Raw genomic sequence first — 26129 nt, forward strand, 5'->3', positions numbered from 1 at the left:
CCTCGAGTGTTCCATCAGCCGACTGAGTGTTCGTCGTTCCTCAGGATGATGCGGGTGTGCTCCCAGCCGGTGAGAGCGCTCCCACGGCGCCCTCGCACGACAGCGTCCTCACACGACGTCGGCCAGGTACCCCGTGTCGGCCACCGGGTGCCGCGCGACCTGCGCCCACGCCTCGGCGAGCGCCTCGACCGCACGGTCCGTCGTCTCGGGCGAGTAGCCGATGGGGATGCGGAGGAACCGCTCGAACGCTCCGTCGATCCCGAACCTCGGGCCCGCCGTGATGAGCAGCCCCGAGGTGCGGGCGGCGAGACCAGCTGCGAGCTCGCGGGGCGGCCGAGACCGACCCAGGTCGAGAGTCCGCCCGAGACGCGCGGGACGCTCCCGCTCCGGGATCGCCCGCGCGAGCGCCGCCTCTGCGGGTGGTCGCGCCCGGCGCGCAGCCGGGCGCGGCGCAGCTCGAGCACGCCCTCCATCCGGCCGAGCATGTCGGTGACGAGGAGCTGCTCGAGGATGGGGCTGCCGAGATCGCCGGCCGAGCGAGCCGCGACGAGCTTGCGGATGGTGCCGCGGTCGGCGCGGATCCAGCCGATGCGGATGCCGCCCCACAGCGTCTTGCCGACGGAGCCGATCGAGATCACCGTGCCCTCCGGCCCGTACGAAGCGAACGGCAGCGGCGACATGCGGCGGTCGATGTCGAGCTCGGCGGTGGTCTCGTCGGCGATGATCACCGTGCCCTGCCGGGCGGCGGCGGCGATCGCGCGCTCGCGCAGCTCCGGAGCCATCGACCGGCCCGTCGGGTTGTGGAAGTCGGGCATGAGGTAGGCGAGCGTCGGGCTGGTGCCGCGCAGCGCGGCGATCAGCCCCTCGTCGTCCCAGCCGTCGGCGCCGTCGACGTTGACCGGGACGAGCCGGGCGCCCGCGAGGCGGAGCGCTTCGTAGGCGTGCGGATAGGTGGGCGCCTCGATCAGCGCACGATCGCCGCGCGAGAGCAGGGTGCGCGCGACCAGGGCGATCGCGTGCTGCGCTCCGATGGTCACCATGATCTGGCCGGGCTCGGTGCGCAGGCCCCCTCTTCGTGTAGCGCTCGGCGATCGCGCGGCGCAGCGACGGCAGCCCGACGGTGTCGTAGGAGCCCTCGTCGAAGTGCTCGGGCACGGACGGGCGGCGCGGACGTAGGCCTCGCCGAGCTCGGGGACCGCCGGCAGCGCGGCCTTGGTGAAGTCGAGGAAGTCGGGTGCGAGGGTCGGCACCGCGTGCACCGCGGCTCCGGGGAGGCGGGTCACGCGCCGGAGCCGCGCACGCTCACCAGGTAGCCGCTCTCGCGCAGCTCGCGGTACGCGGCCGCGACCGTGGTGCGGCTCACCCCGAGGCGGGCCGAGAGCTGCGCTCGGCGGGGAGGCGGCTGTCGGCCGGGATGCGGCCGTCGATGCCGAGCAGGCGGATGCGGTCGGCGAGCGCCAGGTACGCGGGGCGCGTGCCGCGCTGCTCCCGCCAGTCGCCGAGGAGGGTCTGCAGGGCGCGCACGCCGAAGTGGACATCAGCCATGCGTCCAAGGTAGCCGGATTGGACCGCGCGCGGAAGGCCAATCCTGCGGTGGGATGGCCCTGTGACCGCTTCGCCCGCCTCCCGCCCCTCACCGCCCCGGCGCCCCTCGACGCTCCCGTTCCGCTCGGACAGTGGCGGATCCGAGCCGTTCCCCGGCTGATGGCCGGGCTCGTCCTCTACGGCGTCGCCGACGCTGATGATCCGGGCGTCGCTCGGCGTGGATCCGTGGACCGTCTTCGCGCAGGGCCTCTCGCGCCAGACCGGACTGGGAATCGGACTGCTCACCAACGTGATCGGCCTGCTGGTGCTGCTGCTGTGGATCCCGCTCCGGCAGCGTCCGGGCCTGGGCACGGTGCTGAACGTGCTGACGGTGGGGCCCGCGATCGAGCTCGGGATGTGGCTCATCCCGACGCCCGCGGCGCTGTGGGGGCAGATCCTGCTCTTCTCGGCGGGACTCGATGCTGCTGGCCGTCGCGAGCGGGATCTACATCGGCGCCCACCTGGGCCCCGGCCCGCGCGACGGGCTCGCTGACGAGGCTGCACCGGCGCACGGGGCTGCCCATCTGGAGTGGGCCGCTCGGGAGTCGAGGCGACGGTGCTGCTGATCGGCTGGGCGCTCGGCGGCAACGTGGGGTTCGGCACCCTCGCCTTCGCGGTGCTGATCGGCCCGCTCTGCACCGTGACGCTGCCGCTTCTCGGAGTGGGGCGGCGCGCGGACTGACGATCCCCTGCTGATCGAGCAGCCCGCGCAGCGGGGGTATCGGGATCCCCGTGTCCGGGAGCAGGTGGGGATCGACCCTCGCGCAGGGCGCTGCTCGACCAGCACAGGGATGGCGAGTGGTCGCGACTCGGGGCTGACGGCCGCGCGCGGCCCGATTCGAGTCGATTCGCGCCCACTGGTGCTGATCGAGCAGCCCGCGCAGCTGCGGTATCGGGATCCACCACTGCCGAGCCGCCGCCTGCGCACGAACCGCCCCGCTCCAGGAACCCAGGGGGTCGGTTCCTCGAGCGGGGCGGTCGTCGTGGGGCGCGCGGTGCCTAGCGCTTGCCGGCGAGCTGGGCGCGCTCCGAGGCGTCGATCGACGCGATGCCCTCGGTGATCGAGGTGCCGGAGGCGGCCGGGGCGTCGTGGTCGTCGGCGCCAAGGGAGGCCTCGTCGAACGGAGCACGGCCGGCGAGGACCTCGCGGACCTGGGTCGTGTCGACCTGCTTGGTCCAGGTGCCGACGAGCAGGGTGGCGACCGCGTTGCCGGTGAAGTTGGTGACCGCACGGGCCTCCGACATGAACCGGTCGATGCCGACGATGACTCCGACGCCGTCGACCAGGTCGGGGCGGAAGGACTGCAGAGCCGCCGGCCAGGGTGGCGAGGCCGGCGCCGGTGACGCCCGCCGCTCCCTTCGACGCGATCATCATGAAGAGGAGCAGCCCGATCTGCTCGAGATCGACATGGGCGAGCCGGTGGCCGAGGCGATGAAGAGCGACGCCATGGTCAGGTAGATCGCGGTGCCGTCGAGGTTGAAGGAGTAGCCGGTCGGGACCGTGATGCCGACGACGGGCTTGGAGACTCCGAGGTGCTCCATCTTGGCGATCAGACGCGGCAGGGCGGCCTCGGAGGAGGAGGTGCCGACGATCAGGAGGTACTCGCGGCCGAGGTACTTCATCAGCGAGAAGATGTTGACGCCGGTGACCAGGCGCAGCAGCAGGCCCAGGATCACGATCACGAAGATCGCGCAGGTGACGTAGAAGCCGATCATCAGGGTGGCGAGGGCGACGACCGCACCCCAGCCGGTCTTGCCGACGACCGCGGCGATCAGCTCGAAGGCGCCGATGGGGGCGACCCAGAGCACCATCGAGAGGATGCGGAACACGAGAACCTGGAGCTGCTTGATCGCTCCGAGGATCGGCTGGCCCTTGGCGCCCATCTTCTGCAGCGCGAAGCCGACGAGGAGGGCGACGAAGAGGGTCTGCAGGATGCTGCCGTCGACCAGCGACGAGAACAGCGAGACGGGGATGATGCCGAGGACGAACTCCGACGTGGTCTCGGCCTTCAGGTCGCTCGTGTCGTACTCGGCGCCCGAGATGTCCAGGCCCTCGCCCGGGTGCAGGATGTTGCCGACGACCAGGCCGATCGCCAGGGCGAAGGTCGACATCACGATGAAGTAGCCCAGCGCCAGTCCGCCGACCTTGCCGACCGTCGCGGCCTTGGCGATCGAGCCGATTCCGATCACGATCGTGCAGAAGATGATCGGCGCGATCATCATCTTGATCAGGCCCACGAAGGCCTTGCCGACGGGCTCGAGCGTCGCGGCGAAGGCCGGGGCGACGAGACCCACGATGACGCCGGCGACGACCGCGATGATGACCGCGATGTAGAGCCAGTGGTTGCGGTCGATCCGCTTGCGGGTCTTCGCGGGGGTGACCGCGGGACTGAGCCGGTCACTGCCGGACCGGTCGGAGGGGCGTCCGGGCGTCTTCGCCATGAGCGTGTCCTGTCTCTTCGTCGAGGGAGGGTCGTGCGGTGTCCGTGAGGTGGGGGGCCGGTGCGGCGAGCGCTCCGGGACGTTCCGATGGTGGCCCCGCCGGAGTCCGGGGCCGCGGTTGCGTTCATACTGTTCACGCGGATCGACGCGACCACGCGCATCGGTGCGGACGCCGCGAGACGTGACGAGGAGGTCGCGATGCCCCGAGAGCGCACCCCGCGCCTCCGCAGCGACCGCGGACCCCGCGGCAGCATCGCCGCCCGGCTCTTCGCGGTGCAGCTGCTGTGCATCCTGCTGATCGCCGCGGCTGCGGTCGCGGTCCTCGCCGTCGACGCGCGCGGTCGTGCCGGAGCGGACGCCGCCGAGCGCAGCCTCGTGGTGGCGCGCACCGTCGCCGACAACCCGTTCGTCGTCGAGGCGACGCAGGAGCCGGATCCGTCGCGCTCGCTCCAGCCGTACGCCGAGGCGATCATGGCCGACACGGGCGTCGACTTCCTCACGATCATGAACCCCGACCGCACCCGGTACACGCACCGCGACCGCGAGCGGATCGGGCAGCCGTTCATCGGCACGATCTCCCCCGCGCTCGAGGGCCGCACCTTCACCGAGACCTACACCGGGCACGCTCGGGCCGTCGGTGCGCGCGGTCGCGCCCATCCTCGACGGGAGCGGCGAGATCGTCGCGCTGGTCTCGGCCGGAGTCACGCTGCAGGCGGTGGACGCCTCGTTCGGCAACCGGGTGCAGGTCGTCGCGTGGGGCGCGCTCGGCGCGGTCCTGCTGGGCGGGCTCGGCTCCTGGCTCCTGGCCCGCTATCTGCGGCGGGTGACCGGCGGGCGCGGTCAGAGCAGATGAAGCCAGGTGTTCGCCTACTACGAGTCGGTGCTGCACTCGGTGCGCGAGGGACTGCTGCTGGTCGACGACCGCGGGCGCCGGTGCTCGCCAACGACCACGCGCTCGAGCTGCTGGGCCTCGAGGGCGTCCGCACCCCGGTGCCGATCGCCGACCTCGACATCCCCGAGGCGCTGCGCGAGCTGCTCCGCTCGGACGAGCCGGTGACCGACCGCCTCGTCGTCGCCCACGAGCGGATCCTCGTGGTCACGGAGCAGCCGGCCGCCTCCGCCGGTGCGCGGCCGCTGGGCACGGTGACGACGTTGCGCGACCGCACCGAGCTGCAGCGGATGACCGGCGAGCTGGAGTCGATGCGCACCCTCTCGGACGCCCTGCGCTCGCAGACCCACGAGTTCTCGAACCGCCTGCACACCATCGCCTCGCTCATCGAGCTGGGCCGGCCCGAGCAGGCCCTGTCGTTCGCGGCCGGCGAGCTCACACTCAGCCAGCGGCTCGCCGACCGGCTGATCACCTCGGTGCAGGAGCCGGTCATCGCGGCGCTCCTGCTCGGCAAGACGGCGCAGGCGCGCGAGCGGGGCGTCGAGCTGCACCTCGAGACCCACCTCGAGCCGGGCACGCAGGGCTTCGACCCGGGCGACCTCGTGACGCTGCTGGGCAACCTGATCGACAACGCGCTCGACGCGGCCGCGGCTCCAGACGGCGCCGACGAGCCGTGGGTCGAGGTCTACCTCGGCCACGCGGAGGGCGCGGGCGGCGAGCAGGAGCTGGTGATCCAGGTGTCCGACAGCGGCCCGGGAGTCGAGGAGACGGCGGACGTCTTCGCGCGCGGCTACTCGACGAAGGAGCAGGACGAGTTCGGCCGCGGCATCGGGCTCGCGCTCGTGCAGCAGGTCGTCCAGCGCCCCTCGGCGGGACGATCGAGGTGTCGCGGCACGTCGGAGCCGTGTTCACGGCGCAGCTGCCGCTGCCCGCGCGCGTGGCGGAGGCGGCACGGTGACCGGCACCGACCCGATCCGGGTGCTCGTCGTCGAGGACGAGCCGCTCACCGCGAGCGCGCACGCCGATTACGTCCGCCGGGTCGAGGGCTTCGAGGTGGCGGCGGTCGCCGGCACCGGAGCCGAGGCGATCCGCGCACTGCGGGCCGACTCCGCCATCGCGCTGATCCTGCTCGACATGAACCTGCCGGACATGGGCGGGCTCGACCTCTGCCGTGCCGTGCGCGGCGGCTCGACGTCGACGTGATCGCGATCACGGCCGTGCGCGACGCGGCCGTGGTGCGCGCCTCCGTCGCCGCCGGGATCGTGCAGTACCTGATCAAGCCGTTCGTCTTCAGCACGTTCGCGGCAAGCTCGCCAGCTACCGCTCCTACCGGGGGCGACTGCACGGCTCGGCCGTCGCCAGCCAGCACGAGGTCGACGGCGCGTTCGCGGCGCTGCGGACCTCGAACGCGCCGGGCCTGGCCAAGGCGCCTCGGCCCAGACCCTCGAGTCGCACCGCGCTGCTCGGCGAGGTCGGCCTCTCGGCGGCCGAGCTCGCGACCCGCCTCGACATCTCGCGGGTCACGGCCCGGCGCTACCTCGAGCACCTGGCCGACACCGGAGTCGCGGAGCGCGCGCCGCGCCACGGCTCGCCGGGCGGCCGGAGCTGGAGTACCGGCGGCGCTAGGCGGCGTGCTCGCTCAGCGCCAGGGCGATCTCCTCCTCGATCAGGTCGTGGTTGATCGCGGCGCCCACCCGCAGGCCGTCGGCGGCGGCCGCCATCACCTGCGCCATCGGCTCGACGAGCGAGCCGGCGGCGAAGACGCGGTCGACGCCGGTGCGGCCCATGGGGTCGGCCGGGAGGTGCCGCGCGACGTCCGAGGGGGTGGTCGACGAGCCTCGAGGCCCAGACCGGACGGCAGGCGGCCGCGACGTCCGGAGCGACGACGACGGCGTCGAGCGGCAGGAGGCGTCCGTCGACCACGGCGCCGACGAGACGGTCGTCCTCGATCCGGAGCTCCTCGACCGCGCCCGCGACGAGGTCGATGCCGCGGGCCGCGAGACGGAGCGCCTCCTCCCCCTCGGGTGCCTCGTCGCCGTTCAGCAGGATCGAGACGTGCGGGCTCAGCTGGCGGAACATCTGCGCCTGGTGCGGGGCGAAGGAGCTGCCCAGCACCGCGATCCTCCGGCCGCGCACCTCGAAGCCGTGGCAGTACGGGCAGTGCAGCACGTCGCGGCCCCAGCGCGGGGCGAGGCCGGGGATGTCCGGGAGCCGGTCGGCGACTCCGCTCGCGAGCAGGAGCCGCCGGGCGTGCAGCACGGTGCCGTCGGCGAGGGTCGCCGAGACGCTGTCGTCGGTGCTCGAGGCGGCGACGACCTCGCCGGTGACGACGCGGGCGCCGTAGCCCTCGGTTTCGAGGCGGGCGAGCCGGGCGAGCTGGAGGGCGACGTGCCGTCGCGGGTGAGGACGTTGTGCGCCCCGGGCGAGGGCGCGTTGCGGGGAGGGCCGCCGTCGATGACGACGACGTCGCGGAGGCTCCGGCCCAGAGCGGTGGCGGCGGCGAGGCCGGCGAAGGAGGCGCCGACGATCAGGACGTCGGCGGGGCGGTGGCGGGCGGAGGGGGCGTCGGTGTGCGTCATGCTCCGGAGAGTGCGCCCTCCTCGGCTCCGAGGCCGGAATCCGTGCCGTTCCGGCAAGACCGGCGGGCGTCTCTGCCAGGATCTGTCGCATGGCCGAACCGATCGAGAGCACTCCGCCGTCCGACGAGGAGGTGCTGGCCGCCGTCGGCCCGCGCCTGCGCCGGCTCCGCGTGCGGCGCGACCGCACCCTCGCCTCGCTGTCGGCCGAGACGGGCATCTCGTCGAGCACGCTGTCGCGCGCCTCGAGAGCGGTGGCGCGGCGCGCGACGCTCGAGCTGCTGCTGCCGATCGCGCGCGCCCTCGGCGCACCGCTGGACGAGCTGGTCGGAGCGGCGCCCGAGGATCCGCGCGTGCACGGGCGGCCGATGCGGCGGCACGGCATGCTCATCCAGCCGCTCAGCCGCGACGCCGGCGGGCTCCAGGCGTTCAAGCACACGATCCCGGGCGGGCCGCTGCCGCTGCCGGTCGAGGACCTCGATCAGCGCACGCACGAGGGGTTCGAGTGGCTCTACGTGCTGAGCGGGCGGCTCCGGCTGCGACTCGGCGAGCACGACCTCGTGCCGCCCCCGGGCGAGGCCGCCGAGTTCGACACGCGCGTGCCGCACTGGTTCGGCCGGGCGGACGAGAGGCCGGTCGAGTTCCTGTCGCTGTTCGGACGCCAGGGCGAGCGGATGCACGTGCGGGCGTCGACGCGGCGCCCGGAGCGCTGAGGCGCGCTACTCCGTCGCGAGCACCTCGCGCACGAAACCGGCGGATCTCGCACGCAGCGTCTCGATCCGCTCGGCCTTGGCTGCCTCCGACGTCGAAGCCGACGTACGCGATCGGAGGACGCGCCCGCACGTTCGCCGAGCACTGGAAGTCGGAGCAGACGAGCGTGCCGAGCGCGTCGCCCGCCCGACCCGCGGCGCCGGCCTTCCGAGCGCCGAAGAAGACGACGCTCGTTCGGCAGCCGGGTGTCGCGGCACCACGAGCACTGCGCCCGCGAGCGGGGCAGCGCGTCGGCCTGCTTGAGCAGGACGCCGACGACGCGGCCGTCCAGCGGCACGACTGGCGTACGCGCGACGCCCGATCTTCTTGTCGCGCCAGCCGAGAAGATCGATCGAGTCCCAGTCGAGGGAGTCGAAGCCGGCCGGCAGCGAGAGGTCCGCGACCTCCTTGCGCGAGGCGTTCACGAAGGAGGCGCGCACCGCGTCCTCGGTCAGAGGGAGCATTGCAGCACCCTAGCCGAGGGCTCGGCCGAGGCTCAGCCCAGGTGGGCCACGGCCTCCTTCGGAGCCTGCGCGAGGAACTCCTCCTTCTTCACCCGGATCATCGTTGCCGCGACGACCGCCGCGAAGACGAGTCCGATGGCCGCGGTGAGGAAGACCGCGGAGTAGCCGTCGACGAAGGCGGCGGGCGAGGGCGCGGAGCCGACGGCGCCGGCGTAGATCGTCGTGAAGATGGAGAGGCCCACCGAGCCGCCGATCTGCATGGCGGCGTTCGCGGTCGCTCCGGCGGCACCGGCGTCGTGCGCGGCGACTCCGGTCAGGGCGAGGTTCTGCACGGGCACGAAGATCATGGCCATGCCGACGCCGAGCACGATCAGCGCGGGCAGCACCTGCACGAGGTAGGCGCCGTCGGCCGTGATGCGGCCGAGGTAGAGGAGTCCGACGGCGGCGATGATCGGCCCGGCGATCATCAGCAGGCGGGGTCCGACGACCGGGAGCAGACGGGTCGCGATGCCGGCGACGACCATGATCGTCAGGGTCATCGGGAGGCTCGCGAGACCGGCCTCCAGCGGAGGCAGGCCCAGGACGATCTGCAGGTGCAGCGTCAGGTAGAGGGTGGAGCCGATCATGACGCTGCCGACGATGGCCTGGATGAGGAACGCGCCTCCGCGGACCCGGTCGGCCACGATGCGCAGCGGCAGCGACGGGTGATCGGAGCGCGCCTGGATGCGGACGAAGAGCGCGAGGAGCAGCACGCCGACGACCAGGAAGCCGATCGTGTCGACGCGGAGCCAGCCCTGCTCGGCGAGGGTGAAGCCGTAGACCACGGCGCAGAGGCCGAGGGCGACGACGATCGTGCCCGCGATGTCGAAGCGGTTGCGGCCCTCGGCGCGGCTCTCGGTCACGAGCAGCGCTCCGGCGACGACACCCGCGACGACGAACGGCACGTTGACCAGGAGGCACCAGCGCCAGTCGGCGAACTCCGTGAGCAGGCCGCCCAGCACGAGGCCGACGGCGGCACCGGCACCGGCGACCGCGCCGAAGACGGCGAACGCGGTGCCCGCTCGCGCCCGCCGGGGAACGTGACGGTGAGCAGGGCGAGGGCGGCGGGGGCCAGGAGCGCGGCGAACGCGCCCTGCAGACCGCGGGCCGCGATCAGCTCGGTGCCGGAGGAGGCGAGACCGCCCCACGCGGACGCCGCGCCGAAGCCGACCATGCCGATGAGGTAGGTGCGCTTGCGTCCGGTGTAGTCGGCGATGCGGCCGCCCAGCAGCAGCAGGGCGCCGAAGGCCAGGGCGTACGCGGTGACGACCCACTGGCGCTCGACGTCCGGAGAGGCCGAGGTCGCGCTGGGCCTCGGGGAGCGCGATGTTGACGATGGTGCCGTCGAGGACGACGACGAGCTGGGTGAGCGCGAGGATGACGAGGACCCACCAGCGGCGGGAGGGCGCCTGCGCGGTCGTCGGCGGAGTGGTCGACGGCGCCGGGGCGGCGGAGGGGGCGTGCGAGGTCAAGGGAGCCTTTCGGACGGGGCAGGAGCGGGACCGGCGGGTCCGGATCCGGGCCGCGTCGTCGAGGCCGAACCACCCCAACTGGTTGGTTGGGCACGGACGAGTGTAACGTTCGAGCGGCCGGAGGTGTTCCCATGAGCGCGAAGAAGTCCGAGGCGGTTCTCGAGCCCGCCCGCGAGCGGATCCTGCGCGCCGCGATCGCCGAGTTCGCCGCGCACGGCTTCGCGGGCGCCCGGATCGACCGCATCGCGGCGTCCGCGGGGCTGAACAAGGAGCGCCTCTACGCCTACTACGGCGGCAAGCGCGGACTCTTCGTCTCGTCGGTGGTCGGCGCACTGCAGGAGCTCGACACCGTCCTGCTGGCCGAGGCGGTCGATCTCCCCGATCTCGCCGAGCGGATGTTCGACCACGTGTGGGAGCACCCCGAGTTCCTCCGCCTGCTCACCTGGGCGCGGCTCGAGGGCCCCGGCTGCTGGGAGGAGGCGAGCCAGCGGCTCGGCGCGACCCCCGCGCCCGAGGCGCGCGTGCGCGAGTGGCAGGCGGCGGGAGTGGTCGACGCGGGTTGGGCACCGGACGACGTGTTCATCGCCCTGCTCGGGCTGTGCGAGATCTGGCACCTGACGCCGTTCACCGACCGCTCGAGCGGCGACGGCGTGCGCGAGCGGCGCCGGGCCTTCGTGGTGCAGGTCGCGACGCTGATCGCGGCTCCCCCGGCGGCTCCCCCGGTCACTCCGCGGTCGTGAGCCGCTCGAGGTAGCCGGCGAAGGCGAGCAGATCCGCCTCGGGCCAGGCCTGCAGCGCCTTCTGCATCCGCTGCCGCTGCTCTCCGCCGAGGTCGGCCATGCGCTCGCGACCTGAGGCGGTGAGCGCGAGGAACCGGGCGCGCCCGTCGGCGGGGTCCACGGTCATCTCGAGCATGTCGAGCTCGGCGAGCTGCCGCACCTGGCGGCTGATGACGCTCCGATCGACGCCGAGGCGCTCGGCCGCCACGCTCGCGTGCACCGGGCCGCAGCGCTCCAGCATCCGCAGCAGCCGCAGGCCGAACGGAGGCAGGGACGGGTCGATCGCGGCCGCCGCGTCGCGCACCGCGCTGCGCACCTGGACGGCGAGCGCGGTGATCTGCTCCTCGACCTCGGCCAGCGCGCGGGCCGACCGCCGCGCCGGGAGCGGATCCCGGCGCGGCGTCGAGGACTCCGGAAGGAGTCATCAGTGGCGCTCGACCACGTCGATCGAGCCGGTCGGACGGGCCTGGCCGACCGGACGCAGCCCCGCCTGGCCGTCGGCGGTCGCGATGAGCGCGTCCTCCGCGTCCTCGACGGTGCGGGTCGACGGGCTCGTCGGCTCCGACTTCAGCTGGATCGCGTTCTTGGTGCCGAGGTCGACGTTCGGGAGCAGGATCACGGCGATCAGGGTGATGACCGCGAGCGGGATGCTGAAGAGGAACACGTCGCCGACCTCGATGCCGTAGGCGCTCTCGACCACGATGCGGATCGGCTCGGGCAGAGTCGCGACCTGCGGGATGGTGCCGCTGCCCAGGGTCTGGGCGGCGATCGCCTGGTCGGCGGGCTCGAGGCCCGCGATGCCGCTGCCGATGCGATCGGTGATCACGGTGCCGAGGATCGAGCCGAGGACCGAGACGCCGATCGCCGCCGAGGCGCGGAAGAAGGTGACCGCGCTGGTCGCCACTCCGAGGTTCTTCACCTCGATCGAGTTCTGCACCACGAGGACGAGGTTCTGCATCAGCATGCCCAAGCCGGCGCCGAGGACGGCCATGTAGATCCCGACGAGGACCAGGTTCGTGTCGTAGCGCAGGGTGCTCAGCAGGTAGGTGCCCACGACCGCGAGCACGCCGCCCGAGACCATGATCGCCTTCCACTTGCCGGTGCGCGAGATGATGCCGCCGAAGATCGTCGAGGCGATCAGCAGACCCGCCATCATCGGGATCGTGGAGCAGTCCCGACTGCGTCGGGGTGGCTCCGCGCGGAGCTGCATGTACTGCGCGAGGAACACCGCGGTGCCGAACATCGAGACGCCGACCGAGACGCTCGCGACGACCGCGAGGCTGAAGGTGCGGTTCGTGAACATGCCCATCGGGATGATCGGCTCGTCGACCGTGAGCTCGACGATCACCGCGGAGACCAGCAGCACGACGGCGCCGCCGACCATGAGCGCGGTCTCCCACGAGGCCCACTCGAAGTTCTTGCCGGCGAGCGAGACCCAGATCAGCAGCAGCGAGACGCCGGCGGCGATGAGGACCGCGCCGAAGTAGTCGATCTTGACAGTGCGCTGGGGTGCGCCGGGAGGCGGAGGGTCACCTGGAGCAGCACGATCGCGACGATCGCGACGGGCAGCGCGATGAAGAAGTTCCAGCGCCAGCCGAACGCGTCGGTGACGACGCCGCCCAGCAGCGGGCCTCCGACGGTGCCGACGGCCATCACGCCGCCGAAGAGGCCGGCGTACTTGCCGCGCTCGCGGGGGCTGATGATGTCGGCCATGATGATCTGGCTCAGCGCGGCGAGACCGCCGGCGCCCAGGCCCTGGAAGACGCGGAACACGATCAGCATGTTCGTGTCCTGCGAGAAGCCGGCGGCCGCGGATCCGATCACGAAGACCGCGAGGGCGAGCTGGATCAGCAGCTTGCGATTGAAGAGGTCGGCGAACTTGCCCCAGAGCGGGGTCGAGACGGTGGTCGCCAGGAGGGTCGCGGTGACGACCCAGGTGTAGGCGTTCTGGTCGCCCTTCAGGTCCGAGATGATCAGCGGCAGCGAGGTCCGAGACGACCGTGCCGGCGAGGATCGAGACGAACATGCCCAGCAGCAGGCCGCTGAGCGACTCGAGCACCTGGCGGTGCGACATGGCCCCGTCGGGGCCTGCGGGGTGTGACGGTCCGGGGCGGCGGCCTCCGGAGCGATGCGCTGTGCGCGGGACATACGGCTCCTCGATTCGACATCTGCGGTCTTGGTTGATGAGGATCAACTATTGACCTTCTGCAACTATATAGCCGGGCGGGGTTTCGCCAGGGGGTCGCAGGAGTGATCGCCGGAGTGATCGCCGCAGCGGTCCCGGGGTCGCGGAGCGACCCGGTCGACGCCGTGGCCGACGACCACGCTGGGCGCCGCAACGACTCAGCGCGAGGAGCGGACGCTCCGCGGCGGCGCAGGACCACGACCGCGGTCACCGCGGCGACGGCGAGCGCCGCGAGCACCGCGACTCCGACGGGCGACCCGGCGGCGGCGCCGACGACCGCCCACAGCACCGCGAACCCCACGGTCGCGTAGACGAGCGCCCAGGCGAGGCATCCCGGGACCATCGCGAGCAGGTAGACGGGGAAGCGCATCCGCGCCGCTCCGGCCGCCGCGTTCAGCACGGTCTGGAAGCCCACCGTCAGGAAGCTCACGGTGACCGCGGGCGCACCGTAGCGGGCGAGGACGGCCGAGGCGCGGCGCATCGGCGGCGACTCGAGCCACCGGCCCCAGCGGCGGGAGGCGGCGCCGGCCACGATCGCGCGGGCCAGCCAGTAGGTGGCCTGGGCGCGGAGGAAGACTGATGGCGAACAGGGCGGCGAGCAGCTCCACGAAGCCCAGCTCGCTGAGGAATGCGGGCACGGGGCCTCCTCCTCCTCCTGCTCGGTGCGCGTGCAGAGGCAAGGCTACCCTCACTTCCTGAGGCGCGACCGGAGCGCCGGCCGCTCCGCTCTAGGCTCGACGCATGGACAACATCGACCGGAAGATCCTCGATCTGCTGCGCCAGAACGCCCGGGCGGGCTACGGCGACATCGGCGGGGTGGTCGGCCTGGTCCGCCTCCGCCGTGAAGCGCCGCGTCGACCGGCTCGTGGCCGACGGCGTGATCCGCGGCTTCACGATCAAGGTCGACCCCGCGGTCGACGGCATGGCGACGGAGGCGTACGTCGAGCTGTTCTGCCGGGGCACCGTCGCCCCCGACGAGCTGCGCCGGATCCTGTCCGCCGTCCCCGAGGTCGTCGACGCGGGCACGGTCACCGGCTCGGCCGACGCGATCGTGCACATCCGCTCGCGCGACATCCCCAGCCCGAGCTCGCGCTCGAGAAGGTGCGCATCGCCCCGAACGTCGACCACACGAGGTCGGCGATCGTGCTCTCGCGCCTCATCCAGCGCGGCGAGGCGTAGTTCCCCGGCTCGTGCGCCGATCTCAGTCGACGGCCCGCGACGACGTCGGCGAGGGTCGCCAGCGGCGACGTCGTCGCTCGCCCCGTGCCTCGCCGCGTCGGCCAGGCTGTACGCGGTGTAGAGCGTCGTCACGGCGAGCCAGCGCAGCGGCTCGGGCTCCCACTTCCGCACGCGGTGGTCGACCCACGGCAGACCGGTCAGCGGCGTGCGCTCTCCGGCGCCGAGGTGGTGGAGGACCAGATCGCGCAGGGTCCGCCCGGCGAGGTTCGTCGCCGTGACGCCGGTGCCGACGAACCCGCCGGCCCAGCCGAGTCCGGTCGCCCGGTCCAGGCCCACGGTCGCGTGCCAATCGCGCGGCACTCCGAGGACGCCCGACCAGACGTGCTCGATCCGTACGCCCCGCAGCACCGGGAAGAAGCCCGGGAGGACCTCGCGCAGCCTCCTCGAGAGTCCGCGGGTCGGTCGCCCCGTCGACGTCGAGGCCGGAGCCGTAGCGGTACGGCACCCCTGCCGCCGATCGCGATGCGGTCGTCGGCCGTCCGCTGGGCGTACATGTAGGCGTGCGCGAGGTCGCCGAGCGTCTCGCGCCCCGCCCAGCCGAGCTCGTCCCACACGGCGGCCGGCAGCGGCTCGGTCGCGATGAGGGACGAGTTCATCGGCAGCCACTCCTGCGGTGGCCGGAGAGCTGCGCCGTGAAGCCCTCGGTCGCGCGCAGCACGACGCCGGCGCGGACGGTCCCGCGTGCGGTGACGGCGGCCCCGGGACGGATCTCGTCGACCCTCGTGTCCTCGTGGATCACGACCCCGAGCGCCTCCACGGTGCGGGCGAGGCCGGCGGCGAGCTTCGCCGGGTGGATGCGCGCGCAGTGCGGGTGCCACATGCCCGCCGAGGTGCCGCTCACCGCGATGCGCGCCGACGCCTCCGCGGCGCCGAGCATCTCGACGTCGGTGTGGGCGCGCGCCTGCGCGGCGGCGACCGCGGCCTCGAGGCGCCGCTTCTGCGCCGGGCCGCGGGCGACCTGGTACTCGGCCGCCCTTGACGATGTCGGCGTCGATCCCCCGGCGGCGCGCGACCGCGATCACCTCGTCGACCGTCCCGTTCACCGCGAGCTGGAACTCGTCGGACCGCGTCGCGGCCGTCGTCAGGCGTAGGAGGAGACGCCCCCGGTGATCTCGTTCGTCAGCCAGCCGCCGTTGCGACCGGACGCGCCGAAGCCGGCGAAGCGCTGCTCCAGCACCGCGATCCGCAGCCCGGGCGCGGCCTTCTTCAGGTAGTAGGCGGTCCAGAGACCCGTAGCCGGCGCCGACGACGCACACGTCGACGTCGAGTGGTCCGGGCAGCGCGGGACGCGGGCCCGACCGGCCGATCGAGGACCACCAGAACGAGACGTCGCCGTTCACCGGACCCGTCGAGGGCATGGGATCAGTACATCATCGACGGGAAGGACTGCGACATCTCCGACAGGAGGGCGCCGGCCCAGGCGATCCCGACGATGAACGACACCGCGATCACGCCGAGGAGGATCCACAGCGGCAGCAGCCCGCCGCCGGTCACGCGCTTCACGACCACGCTGCGCCCGATCACGTAGACGTAGGGCGCCGCGAGGAAGGCCCAAGCCCAGTGGAAGGGCCGCTGGATCCCGCCCTCTTGAGCTGGCGCCAGTCGAGGAACGCGAAGACGACCTCGGCCGCGTAGATCAGGAAGCCGATGACCTGCACGGCGCCGAGGCCGAGGAGGTACGCGGGTCGACACGCCCATCGACGACGTCGGGCCGTAGGCCGAGCTCCATCGCCGAGCTCGACGACGAGGTCCGGCGGGAGCAGCAGGATCGAGAGCGCCGAGAGCAGCGGAAGCAGGACGACGACCCAGATCCACGGCGTCGAGCCCTCACGATGCTCGGGTCGCGGGGCTGCGGGGCGGCCGACCGGGTGCGAGGCGTAGGGCTGCGGGGACTGCGCGGCGTACGGGTTCTGCTGACCGTACGGGGTCTGCTGGCCGTACTGCGGCTGCGTCGGAGACTGCTGGCCTGTACTGCGGCGGTGGCGGGGCCTGCTGGCCGGGCACCGCACCGGGGGCGATCGGACCGGGAGCGATCCGGACCGGGAGCCGCCGGCCCGGAGGCCGACCGACCCGACGCCGACTGCCCGTAGCTCGTCGGCTGCCCGCTGGAGGTCTGGCCGTAGAGCGGCGGCGCCGGCGGAGCGACGGGCGCCGCGGAGCGACAGGAGGAACGGGGGCGACGGGCGTCGCGGCTGGAGCGTCGCGCAGCGACTCGGTCCAGCCGGTACCGTCCCACCAGCTGCGCGGGGATCCGGCGGGGTCGGGGTACCAGCCGGCGCGCGGTCCGGACGAGGCCCCGGCCTCGCCTCCGCCCGCGGTCGACTCGGCCGCCGTGCGCTCGTTCTCGTCGCTCATCGCGTTCTCCGCTCCCCTCCGGGCGCCGTGCCCGCATTCCTCCTGAAGGGTAGCGTCGCCCGGTCCCGGGGCGCCTGAGCACGGGCGGCGAGCATCCGGATGAGGACGCCGATGAGCGGGCGGAGGGCGGCGCCTCATCACGAGGGAGGAGATCGCCGCGCGATCGTGTCGCGGGGCCGCGGGGCTCGCCTACGGTGAGGCCATGTCCAGCCGCCGCCGCTCCCTCCTCCTGCTCGCTCCACTGGCGCTCGGCGCGCTGTTCGCCGCGTTCTGGTGGTCCGCCGAGATCGGCCGCCTCGCGACCGCCCGGCAGATGCTCGACCTCGCCGTGGTCCTCGTGCCCATCGCGATCGCGATCGCGCTGTGCATCGCCCGCCCGGCGCTCGCCCTGGGACTCGTGGCCGCGGTCCCCCTCGTGCACCTGACCGGTTCTCGCGCTCGCCGGATCGACGACCTGGCCGATCCTCGAGGGCTCCCTCGTGGTGGCCTTCGTCCGTCGCCCGGTCCGGACCCGCCCGGCTCCGCTGGGTCGGTCTGCTCACCGGGGCGGTCTGGGCGACGGCCGTCGGCTTCTCCCTCGTCTACTCCGGCGGCTGGCTGAGCTGGATCGGCATCGGCGAGACGTGGGACCACCCGCTCTCGCGCTCGGCTGGGCGAGCGGCCCTGCGCCGCCGTGCACGCCCTGCTCTGGGCGGTCTCGTGGAGCGCGGGCACGGCGCTGAGCCTCGCCGCGAGGAACGAGGCGGCGGACGAGCGGATCGAGCTCACCGAGCGCGAGCTCCTCATCGCGGGCTACGAGCTGCGGGCGCTCAAGGAGCGCACCGAGATCGCCCAGGAGGTGCACGACGTGCTCGCGCACTCCCTCGCCGTCGTGATCGCGCTGGCCGACGGCTCCCGGTTCCTCCGCCGCACGGATCCCGAGTCGACCGACTCCTCACTCCTGCGCATCGCCGAGACGTCCCGGTCGGCCCTGGTCGACCTGCGCGGCCTGATCGAGGGGCTCACCGACGAGACCGACCGGCCCCAGCCCGGACTGTCCGACCTCGCCGATCTCGTCCGCCGCTTCGAGGGCACGGGGGTGCACGTCGAGCTGCGGGAGCTCGGCGAGCGCGGCGGTCTCACCCCGCGCAGGAGCTCGCCGTGCACCGCATCGTGCAGGAGAGCCTGACGAACGTGCTCAAGCACGGCGGCACCGACCCTGTCGCCTCCGTCTCCCTCGCCTGGGACGGACCCGGGCTCCTGCTCACCGTCCCGAGCCGCCCGGGCGACGCCGCGCCCGCGGCCCGCTCCGCCCACCGCGGCTTCGGCCTCGCCGGGATGGAGCACCGCGCCCGGCTGGCGGGCGGCTGGCTGAGCGCCGGCCTAGATCCGGAGCGGCTCGTTCCTCGTCACCGCGTTCCTCCCCACGACCGCGACCGCACGGGGTCTCGCGGAGGGGGTCGCCGCATGAGCGCGGCCGTCCGCGTCGCGCTCGTCGACGACCAGGAGCTGTTCGTGCACGGTCTGCGCATGCTGATCGAGTCGCAGCCGGATCTCGTCTCGCCGGCACCGCCTCCGACGGGGAGGCGGGAGTGGCGCCGGCCGCCGCCGAGCAGCCCGACGTCGTGCTCATGGACATCCGCATGCCGCTGCTCGACGGCCTCGAGGCCACGCGGCGCATCACCGGCGGCGAGGGCGCCGAGCGGACCGGAGGCCCGCAGGTCGTCGTCCTCACCACCTTCCGGCAGGAGGAGGCCGTGGTTCCGCTCGCTCCGCGCGGGCGCCGCCGCCTTCCTCACCAAGGACGCGACTCCGGAGCAGCTGCTCGCGACGGTCCGCGCCGTGGCGGTCGGCGACGCCCCGCCCGTCGACGCCGGCGCGTCGCGCGCCGCTTCGCCGGCGCGCACGGCGAGCGCCGGGCGGAGGAGTGCTCGCCGCGCTTCCCGCGCGAGCGGAGATCTACGCACTCGTCGCCAAGGGGCTCGGCAACGCGGCGATCGCGAGCGCCTCCTTCATCAGCGAGGCCACGGTGAAGACCCACGTGCGCAGCGTCCTGGTGAAGCTGGGGCTGCGCAGCCGCGTGCAGATCGTCGTGCACGCCTACGAGAACCGGCTGGTCTGAGCCCCGCGTCCGGCCTGGGCCAGGATGGACGCATGCCGCACCTGATCCGCGCCCGCGCCGCCCTCTTCGACATGGACGGGACGCTGGTCGACTCGACCGCGGTCGTCGAGACCATCCTGGCGCGACTTCGCCGGACCGCTTCGGCCTGGACCGCGCGATGATCCTCGCCTCGGCGTACCGGGTGCGCGCCGAGGACAGCGTGCGCCGCTTCGCCCTGCCCGGCAGCGACGTCGCCGCGATCGTCGCCGAGCTGAACGCGTACGAGCTCGAGCACACGGAGGGGACCGTCGAGATCCCCGGCGCGGTCGCGTTCCTCGCGGCGCTGCCCCGCCCCTGCGTCGCACTCGTCACCTCGGCGAGCCCCGCCCTCGCTGCCGGCCGGCCTCGCTATGGCCGCCGGGGTGCCCGCTCCCCCGACGTGGTCAACGTCACGGCAGACGACGTGCTGCGCGGCAAGCCCGCCCCCGACGGATACCTGGCCGCCGCCGAGCGCCTGGGCGTCTCAGCCGCGGACGCCGTCGTCTTCGAGGACGCCGAGGCGGGCATCCGCTCGGGGCTCGCCGCCGGGATGCGCGCTACCGTCGTCGTCGGCGGGCACGACAGCCCGACGACCGAGGGGCTCCCCCGCATCGCGCACTACTCCGATCGCCCTGGTCGGCCCCGACGGTGACGAGCTCCTGATCACGCTGGGCTGACGAGAGCGGACCTGGCCGACGAGAACGGGCCCCCGCCGATCCGAGTGATCAGGCGAGGGCCCGCAGTGCAGATGCGACTCAGAAGTCGGTGTCCGCGATGTTCTTCGGCCGTCGGCCACGGCGAACGGGTCGCCGAGGAGCACGGTCGCGTCCTCGCCCACCTCGAACGTGCCCAGGTCGCCCGCCTCGAACGAGTCGCCGGTCTCGCCGGCAGATGTCGCCGTCGATCAGGGCCTTCGCGGCGTAGGCAGCGAGGTAGCCGAGGTCTCCCGGGGTTCCACAGCGCGAACGCCGTGACGGTGCCGTCCTCGACGTACTCGCGCATCTGGTTCGGCGTGCCGAGACCGGTCAGCGCGACCTTCCCCTTGTAGTCCGAGGTCGAGAGGTAGCGCGCGGCCGCCGCGGCGCCTTGGCCGTCGGGCGAGACGATGCCCTTGAGGTCGGGGTGCGACTGCAGCAGCGCCGCCGTCTTGTCGAACGAGGTCTGGTCGTCGTCGTCGCCGTAGACGGTGTCGACGAGGGTCACGTCGGGGTGGTCTTCGCCCCGAGCTCCTCGGTCATCAGCTCGATCCACGCGTTCTGGTTCGTGGCGCCTTCGCCGAAGCCGGACAGGATCGCGATCTCGCCGGAGTCGCCGATCTGCTCGGTGATCAGGTCGACCTGCGCCTTGGCGATCTCCTCGGCGGTGGCCTGGTTGATGTAGAGGTCGCGGCAGTCGGCGTTCGTGTCGGAGTCGAAGGTGACCACCTTCACGTCGTTGTCGCGGGCCTCGTTCAGCGCATCGCGGGTGCAGATCGCCTTCGGGTCGTTCGCCGAGGAGCACGATCGCTCCGGGCGCCCTGCTGCGGAGAGCGTGTTGATGTAGGAGACCTGCGCGTCGGGGGTCGCCTCCGACGGCCCGACCTCGGCGTACGTGCCGCCGAACTCCTCGATCGCCTTCTCGCCTCCGGCGTCGGAGGTGTCGAAGTACGCGTTGCCGTAGGTCCTTGGGGAGGACGGTGATCGCGTAGTTCGCGTCGCCTCCACCCTCGGAGCCGGAGCCGGAGTCGGAGCCGCCATGGCGGAGCAGCCGGTCGCGACGAGCGCGAACGCCACCGCCGCTGCCGTCACGGAGCCCAGGCGCCGGAGCGCGCGGCCCTTCGTGGGAAACGTCATCGTTTCGTCCTTTCGATCGGAGTGCGGGAAACCGCCTCCTGCCGGCCCGGTGCGGGAGGTGCTGTCGGTGCGGATCGGTCACTACGGGCGCGGGCCCGGGGCCGATCGGGGTGTCCCGGGCCGGGTGCGCTTCTTCCTGCACCCAGCCGAGGAGGCTGGTGGACACCACCGAGAACACCGAGGAGCACTCCGGTGATGATGCTGATGTGGACGTCGGAGCAGTGACGCTGGCCAGTCGCAGTGCGCCGGCGAGGATCCCGATCAGCACGACGCCGGCGAGGACTCCGTGCAGAGCACCGCGACCGCCGAAGATCGAGACCCCGCCGAGCAGCACCGCGGCGATCACCTGGAGCTCGAGGCCCGTCGCGCTGTCGCCGCGAGCCGAGCCGTAGCGCAGGGTGAAGTAGACGCCGGCGAACGCCGACACCACGCCCGAGAGCAGGAACAGGACGAACTTCGTCCGGTTCACGTTCACGCCCGAGAAGGTCGAGGCCTTCGCCGTTCAGGCCGATCGCGTAGATCCCGCGCGGCCGAAGGACGTGAAGTGCAGGCAGCACCGCAGAACACGATCGCCAGGATCGACGATCGGCACGACGACTCCGCTCGGGATCGGGGAGTCGCCGATCTTGGACGTCGCGAGGTCGGTCCAGAACTCGGGGAAGTCGGTGACCGCCGTGGTCCCCAGCAGTCCGACGGCGAGCCCGCGGTACAGCGCGAGCGTGCCGATGGTCAGCGCAGCCAGCGACGGCAGGCCGACCACCGTGATCAGGAACCCGTTCAGCGCTCCTCCCACGGCGCCCGCCAGCAGAGCTACGAGCGCGGCCACCGCGAACGGAGCGCCCGCCTGGGTGAGGATGCCGGTCAGCTACGCTCGCCAGCCCGACCGTCGAGGCGACGGAGAGGGCACGATCTCGCCCGTCACGATGATCAGCGTCATCGGCAGGGCGATCAGCAGCACGGGGGCGATGTCCAGTGAGGAGGTAGGTCACCGTGATCGGGCGGTCGAAGTTCCGCACGGTGGCGGAGGCGACGAGCACCACGAGCACCAGCAGCGCGATGATTTCCGCGGTCTCGCGGGCGAGCAGGATGCGGCGGAGTGGATCCGTGACCGTAGTCGCGGTAGGTCCGCGCCGTGCGTGCACGGCGGTCGTCTCGGTCGGAGAGAGCTTCATCGCGCGTCGTCCCTTTCTGCCAGGAGCCGGCGGGACTGCCGGATCGAGAGGACGCGGTCGAGCACGATCGCGCCGATGATGAGGACGCCGACGACGGCGCGCTGCCGGTGAAGTCCTGCACGCCCAGGATCGGGAGGGCCCGGCTGACGGTCAGGAGCAGGACCGCGCCGAGCGCCGCCCCCAGACCGCGGTTCCGGAGCCGCCGAAGATCGCGACGCCTCCGGATGACCGCCGCGCCCACGGCGTCGAGCCCCCAGCCGGAGCCGGCCTGCGAGTCGATCTGCGCCGTAGCGGGCTCGCGTACAGCACGCCGGCGAGACCGGTCAGCGCGCCGCTCAGCACGAAGGCGGTGAGGATCCGCCGGGTGACCGGCAGGCCGTAGAGGCGGGCCGCGTCCGGCTCGGAGCCGATGGCGTAGAACTCGCGCCCCGCCCGCAGGTTGCGCATGCAGTACCCGGCGACGACCAGCACCACGAGCGCGATGATCGTGAGGATCGGGATGGTGAGGATCTGCCCCGTGCCCAGCGCCAGGAAGTCCTTCGGCATGTCGGAGGCGTTCACGCGGTCGCTGCCCGCCCAGGCCACGTTGATGCCGCGGCAGGGCGTACAGCGTGCCGAGGGTGGCGACCAGCGCGGGCACCTTCGCGAAGGCGACCAGCGCGCCGTTGACGAGTGCCCAGCAGCGACCCGAAGAGGATCCCCGCGACGAAGACGACGATGATCGGCAGACCCGGCACGTCGAGGAAGAGCCGGCCGGTGAGGTACGCGGTGAGCCCGAGGATCGAGCCGACCGAGAGGTCGACGCTGCGGGTGATCACCACGATCGCCTGGCCCACGGCCACGAGCACCAGGATCGACGGCGTCAGCAGCAGGTCGCGCCAGCCGTCGGGCGAGAAGAGGAAGGACGGGTTCTTCACCGTCGTCACCGCGACGAGCAGCACGATGGCGAGCAGGATGCTCGGTCTCGCGCGCCGTCGCGAAGCCGCGGAGTCCGCGGGAGAGTCCGCCCGAGGAGGGCGTCGGCCGGCCCGTCCGCGGTCCGGTGGTCGTGGCGGCGCTCGTGCTGGCGCTCCCTTCTGTGCCGCGGGCGGACGTGCCCGCGGCGGTCGGATCGGCGGCGATCGCGCCGGTGCCGCCGGTCGCGGCGAGCATGACGGCCTCGCTGGTCGCCTCGGCGCGCGGCAGCTCGCCGGTCAGGCGGCCCTCGCGCATCACCAGGACGCGGTCGGCCATGCCCAGCACCTCGGGCAGCTCGGAGGAGATCATGAGGATCGCCATGCCCTCGCCCGCGAGCTGCGAGAGCAGCCGGCACCTCGGACTTGGTGCCGACGTCGATGCCGCGGGTGGGCTCGTCGATGATCAGCACCTTCGGGTTCGTGGCGAGCCACTTGCCCAGGACGACCTTCTGCTGGTTGCCGCCCGAGAGGGTGCCGGCGACCGTGTCGAGCGCGTTGGTCTTCACCTCGAGGCGCCCGGCCCAGATCCGCGCCGCCGAGTTCTCGGCTCCGCGGGTGAGCAGGCCGCCCTTCGTCAGGCCGCGGCGGATCGCCGTGGTGATGTTGTTCGAGACGGAGGCGTCGAGCACCAGGCCCTGCTTGCGGCGGTCCTCGAGCACGAGGGCGACCCCGGCGCGCATCGCACCGGCCGGGTCGCGCCGGGGGCAGCGGGGCCCCGTTCAGCGTGACGGTGCCGCTCTGGTACGGGTCCACTCCGAAGACCGCCCGGGCGACCTCGCCGCGACCGGCGCCCACGAGCCCGGCGAGACCGACGATCTCGCCCGCGCGCACGGTGAACGAGATGTCGTGGAAGACGCCCGGCTGGGTGAGGCCCTGGACCGCGAGGACGACCTCGCCGATCTCGGCCGGCTGCTTCGGGAACAGTTCGGTCACGTCGCGGCCCACCATCTGGCGCACGATCCCGTCGATCGTGGCCTCGGTGGTCGGCGTCGTCGCGATGTACGAGCCGTCGCGCATCACGGTGATCGTGTCGCAGAGGGCGAAGACCTCGTCGAAGCGGTGCGAGATGAACACCAGCGCCCGGCCCTCGTCGCGCAGGCTCCGCGCCACGGCGAAGAGGCGCTCGACCTCGACGCCCGAGAGGGCGGCCGTCGGCTCGTCCATCACCAGGACGGAGGCGTCGAGCGAGATGGCCTTCGCGATCTCGATGATCTGCTGGTCGGCGATCGAGCAGGCCTCGGCGGGCCGCTCCGGATCGATCGCCACGCCGAGCCGGCGCATGAGCTGCTCGACCTCGGCGCGCATGGCCTGGTGGTCGATCCGACCGAAGCGGTCGGTGGGCTGGCGGCCCATGAAGATGTTCTCGGTGACCGAGAGGTCGGGGAAGAGCGTCGGCTCCTGGTAGATCACGGCGACGCCGGCGGCCTTGGACTGCGCGGTCGAGGTGAAGTCGACGTCGCGGCCGTGGAGCAGGAACTCCCCGCGTCGCGGCGGTGGACCCCGGCGATGATCTTCACGAGCGTCGACTTGCCCGCGCCGTTCTCGCCGATCAGCGCGTGGATGGAGCCCGAGTGCAGGGTCAGGGTGCCCGAGCGCAGCGCGACGACGGCGCCGAAGGACTTCACCACCCGGGCGAGCCCGAGCGCCGGGGCGGGCGCGGTGTCTGTCACGGAGGTGCCTCCTCGTCGAGGGCAGGGGGTGTGGGGCGAGCGGAGTGGCGGATTGCCGCCGCGGAGGACGGGGACGTCAGAACCTGAATCGATTCATCCGCTGTTCAGGCATACTCTAGGGACGACGACCGGGTCGGTCAAGACGAGCAGTGCCGCTCGTTGCGCGGTCGTGACGGAGGGGAACAGTGGCAGCGAGCATCCGCGACGTGGCGCAGCACGCCGGCGTCTCGGTGGGCACGGTCTCGAACGTGCTCAACCGCCCGGACGAGGTCTCGGCCGAGAACCTCGTGCGGGTGAACTCCGCGATCGAGGAGCTCGGCTACGTGCGCAACGACGCGGCCCGCAAGCTCCGCAACGGCGTCAGCTCGACCGTCGGCTTCGTCGTGCTCGACGGCCGCAACCCGTTCTTCGGCGACGTGGTCCACGGGGCCGTCGACGAGGCGTCCCGCCACGGCATCGCTGTGCTGCACGGCAACACCGACCAGGACGTCGCCCGCGAGCGGCACTACCTCGACCTGTTCGAGGAGCAGCAGGTGCGCGGCGTGCTCGTCTCCCCGCACGGAGACATCACCCGTCGGCTCGAGCGCCTGCGCGAGCGCGGCATCCCCGCCGTGCTCGTCGACCGCTTCAGCGGCGACGGGCGCTTCAGCTCGGTCTCGGTCGACAACGTCGCCGGTGGGCGGATGGCCGTCGACCACCTCATCGCCACCGGCCGGCGGCGCCTCGCCTTCGTCGGCGGCCTGTTCGAGATCCGCCAGGTCGTCGACCGGCTGGCGGGAGCGCGGGTCGCCGCGGAGGACAGCGAGACCCTCGTCGACATCGAGGTGGTCGCCACCTCGGCGCTCACCGTGGCCGAGGGGGTCGCGGCGGGCGAGCGCCTGGCGTCCCGGCCCCGCCGCGAGCGCCCCGACGCCGTCTTCGCCGCGAACGACCTCCTCGCCCTCGGGCCGCTGCAGTGCCGCCGGCCGCGAACGGGCGGATGCTGGTGCCCGACGAGATCGCGTTGATCGGCTTCGACGACATCGCCTTCGCCGCCGCCGCCGCCGTGCCGCCTTCGTCGATGCGCCAGCCGAGCACCACGATCGTGGCACAGCGCTGCGGGTGCTGCTCGAGGAGGCCGCCGACCCCGAGCTGATCCCCGGCAGACCGTGTTCCAGCCCGAGCTCGTCGTGCGGCGCTCGACGGCGCCCTGGCCTGCGGCGCTGCGCGTCACGGCCGCACGCACTCCGCGGTCGCGGTGAGACTCAGCCCCTCCTGGGTGCCGCGGATGCTCACCGAGTCGACGGAGCTCTCACGCCGCGCCTTCGAGGCCCAGTAGTCGCGGCCCATCGTCCGGTCGACCTGTTCGAAGCCCGCCTCGGCCCACTGCGCGACGATCGCGTCGAAGGGCTCCTGCGGGCTGTCGAACACCGTGAAGACGGGTACCACCGCACCGCCCGCCACCCGCGTCCCCCGCCCGTCGGGGCACTCCTCGACACGCACGGCGACCTCGGCGGCGACGCCGGTCGCGGCGGCGGCGGACTCGAGGACCGCGCGCACGCCCGCCTCGCCCACCGCGATCCTCTCGGCCGTCTCCGAGGGATCCACCGGCGGCTCCCCCGCCCGC

Annotated in this window: 29 protein-coding genes and 12 pseudogenes; 16 read left to right on the forward strand and 25 right to left on the reverse strand. The window is 72.9% G+C overall.

The window, feature by feature from the left end; genetic code table 11:
- Positions 1 to 14 precede the first annotated feature (14 nt).
- From AC0CII_RS10230 to AC0CII_RS10240, 3 genes are read right to left on the reverse strand one after another with little or no spacing between them, the layout of a single operon-like run.
- Positions 15 to 1283: an aminotransferase class I/II-fold pyridoxal phosphate-dependent enzyme gene (locus tag AC0CII_RS10230; RefSeq protein ID WP_465229358.1), complete on the reverse strand. Its 1269-nt coding sequence runs from the start codon at positions 1281 to 1283 to the stop codon at positions 15 to 17.
- Positions 1280 to 1363 (reverse strand): hypothetical protein, encoded by an 84-nt coding sequence (locus AC0CII_RS10235; protein WP_465230865.1) that lies wholly within the window; start codon positions 1361 to 1363, stop codon positions 1280 to 1282. The genes AC0CII_RS10230 and AC0CII_RS10235 overlap by 4 nt, the downstream gene beginning before the upstream one ends.
- The gene (locus AC0CII_RS10240; protein WP_465229359.1) at positions 1360 to 1545 is read right to left on the reverse strand and encodes a hypothetical protein; all 186 of its coding nucleotides are present in this window, start codon (positions 1543 to 1545) and stop codon (positions 1360 to 1362) included. Before AC0CII_RS10240 ends, AC0CII_RS10235 begins: the two co-directional genes overlap by 4 nt.
- 196 nt (positions 1546 to 1741) lie before the next feature.
- On the opposite strand from AC0CII_RS10240, the gene AC0CII_RS10245 reads away from it, so the two are divergent.
- Positions 1742 to 2077: a DUF6198 family protein gene (locus AC0CII_RS10245; protein WP_465229360.1), complete on the forward strand. Its 336-nt coding sequence runs from the start codon at positions 1742 to 1744 to the stop codon at positions 2075 to 2077.
- A gap of 63 nt (positions 2078 to 2140) precedes the next feature.
- On the forward strand, positions 2141 to 2266 hold the full coding sequence (locus tag AC0CII_RS10250; protein WP_465229361.1) for a hypothetical protein: 126 nt from the start codon (positions 2141 to 2143) through the stop codon (positions 2264 to 2266).
- Between the two features lie 317 nt (positions 2267 to 2583).
- Here AC0CII_RS10250 and AC0CII_RS10255 read toward each other — a convergent pair.
- Positions 2584 to 4026: pseudogene (locus tag AC0CII_RS10255) on the reverse strand (cation:dicarboxylate symporter family transporter).
- Between the two features lie 198 nt (positions 4027 to 4224).
- Between AC0CII_RS10255 and AC0CII_RS10260 the strand changes: the two are divergent.
- From AC0CII_RS10260 to AC0CII_RS10270, 3 genes and pseudogenes are all read left to right on the forward strand, one after another.
- Positions 4225 to 5718, forward strand: a pseudogene (locus AC0CII_RS10260) (sensor histidine kinase); the annotation flags it as partial.
- Between the two features lie 175 nt (positions 5719 to 5893).
- The gene (locus AC0CII_RS10265; protein WP_465230866.1) at positions 5894 to 6118 is read left to right on the forward strand and encodes a response regulator; all 225 of its coding nucleotides are present in this window, start codon (positions 5894 to 5896) and stop codon (positions 6116 to 6118) included.
- Positions 6087 to 6596 carry an HTH domain-containing protein gene (locus tag AC0CII_RS10270; protein WP_465229362.1) on the forward strand — a complete coding sequence of 170 codons (510 nt, stop codon included), beginning with the start codon at positions 6087 to 6089 and terminating at the stop codon, positions 6594 to 6596. Before AC0CII_RS10265 ends, AC0CII_RS10270 begins: the two co-directional genes overlap by 32 nt.
- Before the next feature lie 257 nt (positions 6597 to 6853).
- On the opposite strand, the pseudogene AC0CII_RS10275 reads toward AC0CII_RS10270, so the two are convergent.
- A pseudogene (locus AC0CII_RS10275) lies at positions 6854 to 7585 on the reverse strand (FAD-dependent oxidoreductase); the annotation flags it as partial.
- Between AC0CII_RS10275 and AC0CII_RS10280 the strand changes: the two are divergent.
- Positions 7584 to 8204: a cupin domain-containing protein gene (locus AC0CII_RS10280; RefSeq protein ID WP_465229363.1), complete on the forward strand. Its 621-nt coding sequence runs from the start codon at positions 7584 to 7586 to the stop codon at positions 8202 to 8204. The pseudogene AC0CII_RS10275 and the gene AC0CII_RS10280 sit on opposite strands and share 2 nt — an antisense overlap.
- Positions 8205 to 8364: 160 nt before the next feature.
- Here the strand turns inward: AC0CII_RS10280 and AC0CII_RS10285 are convergent.
- From AC0CII_RS10285 to AC0CII_RS10295, 3 pseudogenes are all read right to left on the reverse strand, one after another.
- Positions 8365 to 8604: pseudogene (locus AC0CII_RS10285) on the reverse strand (hypothetical protein); the annotation flags it as partial.
- Positions 8556 to 8705: pseudogene (locus tag AC0CII_RS10290) on the reverse strand (FBP domain-containing protein); the annotation flags it as partial. The pseudogenes AC0CII_RS10285 and AC0CII_RS10290, both read right to left, overlap by 49 nt.
- A gap of 32 nt (positions 8706 to 8737) precedes the next feature.
- Positions 8738 to 9996 (reverse strand): annotated as a pseudogene (locus AC0CII_RS10295) (MFS transporter).
- Positions 9997 to 10347: 351 nt separating this feature from the next.
- Here AC0CII_RS10295 and AC0CII_RS10300 point away from each other — a divergent pair.
- A complete protein-coding gene (locus tag AC0CII_RS10300) occupies positions 10348 to 10956 on the forward strand; it encodes a TetR/AcrR family transcriptional regulator (RefSeq protein ID WP_465229364.1) in 609 nt (202 codons plus the stop codon).
- Here AC0CII_RS10300 and AC0CII_RS10305 read toward each other — a convergent pair.
- The 4 genes and pseudogenes from AC0CII_RS10305 to AC0CII_RS10320 form a co-directional block, all read right to left on the reverse strand.
- Entirely contained in the window at positions 10940 to 11311 is a 372-nt protein-coding gene (locus AC0CII_RS10305; protein WP_465229365.1) for a MarR family winged helix-turn-helix transcriptional regulator, read from the reverse strand. The two genes, AC0CII_RS10300 and AC0CII_RS10305, sit on opposite strands and share 17 nt — an antisense overlap.
- 108 nt (positions 11312 to 11419) lie before the next feature.
- Complete coding sequence (locus AC0CII_RS10310) at positions 11420 to 12379, reverse strand: MFS transporter (RefSeq protein WP_465229366.1); 960 nt, start codon at positions 12377 to 12379, stop codon at positions 11420 to 11422.
- Positions 12380 to 12435: 56 nt separating this feature from the next.
- Complete coding sequence (locus AC0CII_RS10315; RefSeq protein ID WP_465229367.1) at positions 12436 to 13143, reverse strand: MFS transporter; 708 nt, start codon at positions 13141 to 13143, stop codon at positions 12436 to 12438.
- 392 nt (positions 13144 to 13535) lie between these two features.
- Positions 13536 to 13712, reverse strand: a pseudogene (locus AC0CII_RS10320) (DedA family protein); the annotation flags it as partial.
- A gap of 209 nt (positions 13713 to 13921) precedes the next feature.
- On the opposite strand from AC0CII_RS10320, the pseudogene AC0CII_RS10325 reads away from it, so the two are divergent.
- Positions 13922 to 14359 (forward strand): annotated as a pseudogene (locus AC0CII_RS10325) (Lrp/AsnC family transcriptional regulator).
- A 197-nt stretch (positions 14360 to 14556) separates the two neighbouring features.
- On the opposite strand, the gene AC0CII_RS10330 reads toward AC0CII_RS10325, so the two are convergent.
- From AC0CII_RS10330 to AC0CII_RS10345, 4 genes and pseudogenes are all read right to left on the reverse strand, one after another.
- A complete protein-coding gene (locus tag AC0CII_RS10330; RefSeq protein WP_465229368.1) occupies positions 14557 to 15777 on the reverse strand; it encodes a hypothetical protein in 1221 nt (406 codons plus the stop codon).
- A gap of 4 nt (positions 15778 to 15781) precedes the next feature.
- Positions 15782 to 15943: a hypothetical protein gene (locus tag AC0CII_RS10335; RefSeq protein WP_465231090.1), complete on the reverse strand. Its 162-nt coding sequence runs from the start codon at positions 15941 to 15943 to the stop codon at positions 15782 to 15784.
- Positions 15940 to 16428 carry a hypothetical protein gene (locus AC0CII_RS10340; protein ID WP_465231091.1) on the reverse strand — a complete coding sequence of 163 codons (489 nt, stop codon included), beginning with the start codon at positions 16426 to 16428 and terminating at the stop codon, positions 15940 to 15942. Before AC0CII_RS10340 ends, AC0CII_RS10335 begins: the two co-directional genes overlap by 4 nt.
- A 184-nt stretch (positions 16429 to 16612) precedes the next feature.
- Positions 16613 to 16912, reverse strand: a pseudogene (locus tag AC0CII_RS10345) (DUF2510 domain-containing protein); the annotation flags it as partial.
- A 64-nt stretch (positions 16913 to 16976) separates the two neighbouring features.
- Between AC0CII_RS10345 and AC0CII_RS10350 the strand changes: the two are divergent.
- The 6 genes from AC0CII_RS10350 (at position 16977) to AC0CII_RS10375 (ending at position 19545) form a co-directional block, all read left to right on the forward strand.
- Positions 16977 to 17375, forward strand: coding sequence for a hypothetical protein (locus tag AC0CII_RS10350; RefSeq protein ID WP_465229369.1), 399 nt, complete (start codon positions 16977 to 16979; stop codon positions 17373 to 17375).
- Positions 17376 to 17447: 72 nt separating this feature from the next.
- Entirely contained in the window at positions 17448 to 17942 is a 495-nt protein-coding gene (locus AC0CII_RS10355) for a sensor histidine kinase (RefSeq protein WP_465229370.1), read from the forward strand.
- A 436-nt stretch (positions 17943 to 18378) separates the two neighbouring features.
- Positions 18379 to 18786, forward strand: a complete 408-nt coding sequence (locus AC0CII_RS10360) for a hypothetical protein (RefSeq protein WP_465230867.1) — start codon at positions 18379 to 18381, stop codon at positions 18784 to 18786.
- On the forward strand, positions 18768 to 18875 hold the full coding sequence (locus AC0CII_RS10365) for a LuxR C-terminal-related transcriptional regulator (RefSeq protein ID WP_465230868.1): 108 nt from the start codon (positions 18768 to 18770) through the stop codon (positions 18873 to 18875). The genes AC0CII_RS10360 and AC0CII_RS10365 overlap by 19 nt, the downstream gene beginning before the upstream one ends.
- Before the next feature lie 32 nt (positions 18876 to 18907).
- Positions 18908 to 19036, forward strand: coding sequence for a hypothetical protein (locus tag AC0CII_RS10370; RefSeq protein ID WP_465229371.1), 129 nt, complete (start codon positions 18908 to 18910; stop codon positions 19034 to 19036).
- Positions 19033 to 19545: an HAD-IA family hydrolase gene (locus AC0CII_RS10375; RefSeq protein WP_465229372.1), complete on the forward strand. Its 513-nt coding sequence runs from the start codon at positions 19033 to 19035 to the stop codon at positions 19543 to 19545. The genes AC0CII_RS10370 and AC0CII_RS10375 overlap by 4 nt, the downstream gene beginning before the upstream one ends.
- An 11-nt stretch (positions 19546 to 19556) precedes the next feature.
- Here the strand turns inward: AC0CII_RS10375 and AC0CII_RS10380 are convergent.
- From AC0CII_RS10380 to AC0CII_RS10415, 8 genes and pseudogenes are all read right to left on the reverse strand, one after another.
- A pseudogene (locus AC0CII_RS10380) lies at positions 19557 to 20725 on the reverse strand (substrate-binding domain-containing protein).
- Positions 20726 to 20957: 232 nt separating this feature from the next.
- Positions 20958 to 21200, reverse strand: a pseudogene (locus AC0CII_RS10385) (ABC transporter permease subunit); the annotation flags it as partial.
- Between the two features lie 27 nt (positions 21201 to 21227).
- Entirely contained in the window at positions 21228 to 21551 is a 324-nt protein-coding gene (locus AC0CII_RS10390) for a hypothetical protein (RefSeq protein WP_465229373.1), read from the reverse strand.
- A 122-nt stretch (positions 21552 to 21673) separates the two neighbouring features.
- Positions 21674 to 22138: a hypothetical protein gene (locus AC0CII_RS10395; RefSeq protein ID WP_465229374.1), complete on the reverse strand. Its 465-nt coding sequence runs from the start codon at positions 22136 to 22138 to the stop codon at positions 21674 to 21676.
- Positions 22048 to 22443: an ABC transporter permease subunit gene (locus AC0CII_RS10400; RefSeq protein ID WP_465229375.1), complete on the reverse strand. Its 396-nt coding sequence runs from the start codon at positions 22441 to 22443 to the stop codon at positions 22048 to 22050. Before AC0CII_RS10400 ends, AC0CII_RS10395 begins: the two co-directional genes overlap by 91 nt.
- A gap of 11 nt (positions 22444 to 22454) precedes the next feature.
- A complete protein-coding gene (locus AC0CII_RS10405; RefSeq protein ID WP_465229376.1) occupies positions 22455 to 22838 on the reverse strand; it encodes an ABC transporter permease subunit in 384 nt (127 codons plus the stop codon).
- Entirely contained in the window at positions 22820 to 23533 is a 714-nt protein-coding gene (locus AC0CII_RS10410; RefSeq protein WP_465229377.1) for an ATP-binding cassette domain-containing protein, read from the reverse strand. The genes AC0CII_RS10405 and AC0CII_RS10410 overlap by 19 nt, the downstream gene beginning before the upstream one ends.
- 79 nt (positions 23534 to 23612) lie before the next feature.
- Positions 23613 to 24523, reverse strand: a pseudogene (locus AC0CII_RS10415) (sugar ABC transporter ATP-binding protein); the annotation flags it as partial.
- A 185-nt stretch (positions 24524 to 24708) separates the two neighbouring features.
- Here AC0CII_RS10415 and AC0CII_RS10420 point away from each other — a divergent pair.
- Positions 24709 to 25530 (forward strand): LacI family DNA-binding transcriptional regulator, encoded by an 822-nt coding sequence (locus tag AC0CII_RS10420; protein ID WP_465229378.1) that lies wholly within the window; start codon positions 24709 to 24711, stop codon positions 25528 to 25530.
- A complete protein-coding gene (locus AC0CII_RS10425) occupies positions 25503 to 25658 on the forward strand; it encodes a hypothetical protein (RefSeq protein WP_465229379.1) in 156 nt (51 codons plus the stop codon). The genes AC0CII_RS10420 and AC0CII_RS10425 overlap by 28 nt, the downstream gene beginning before the upstream one ends.
- Positions 25659 to 25732: 74 nt before the next feature.
- Here the strand turns inward: AC0CII_RS10425 and AC0CII_RS10430 are convergent, their stop codons facing one another.
- A complete protein-coding gene (locus AC0CII_RS10430; protein ID WP_465229380.1) occupies positions 25733 to 26110 on the reverse strand; it encodes a hypothetical protein in 378 nt (125 codons plus the stop codon).
- Positions 26111 to 26129 lie beyond the last annotated feature (19 nt).

It is taken from the genome of Rathayibacter sp. AC182 (genome assembly GCF_979253875.1).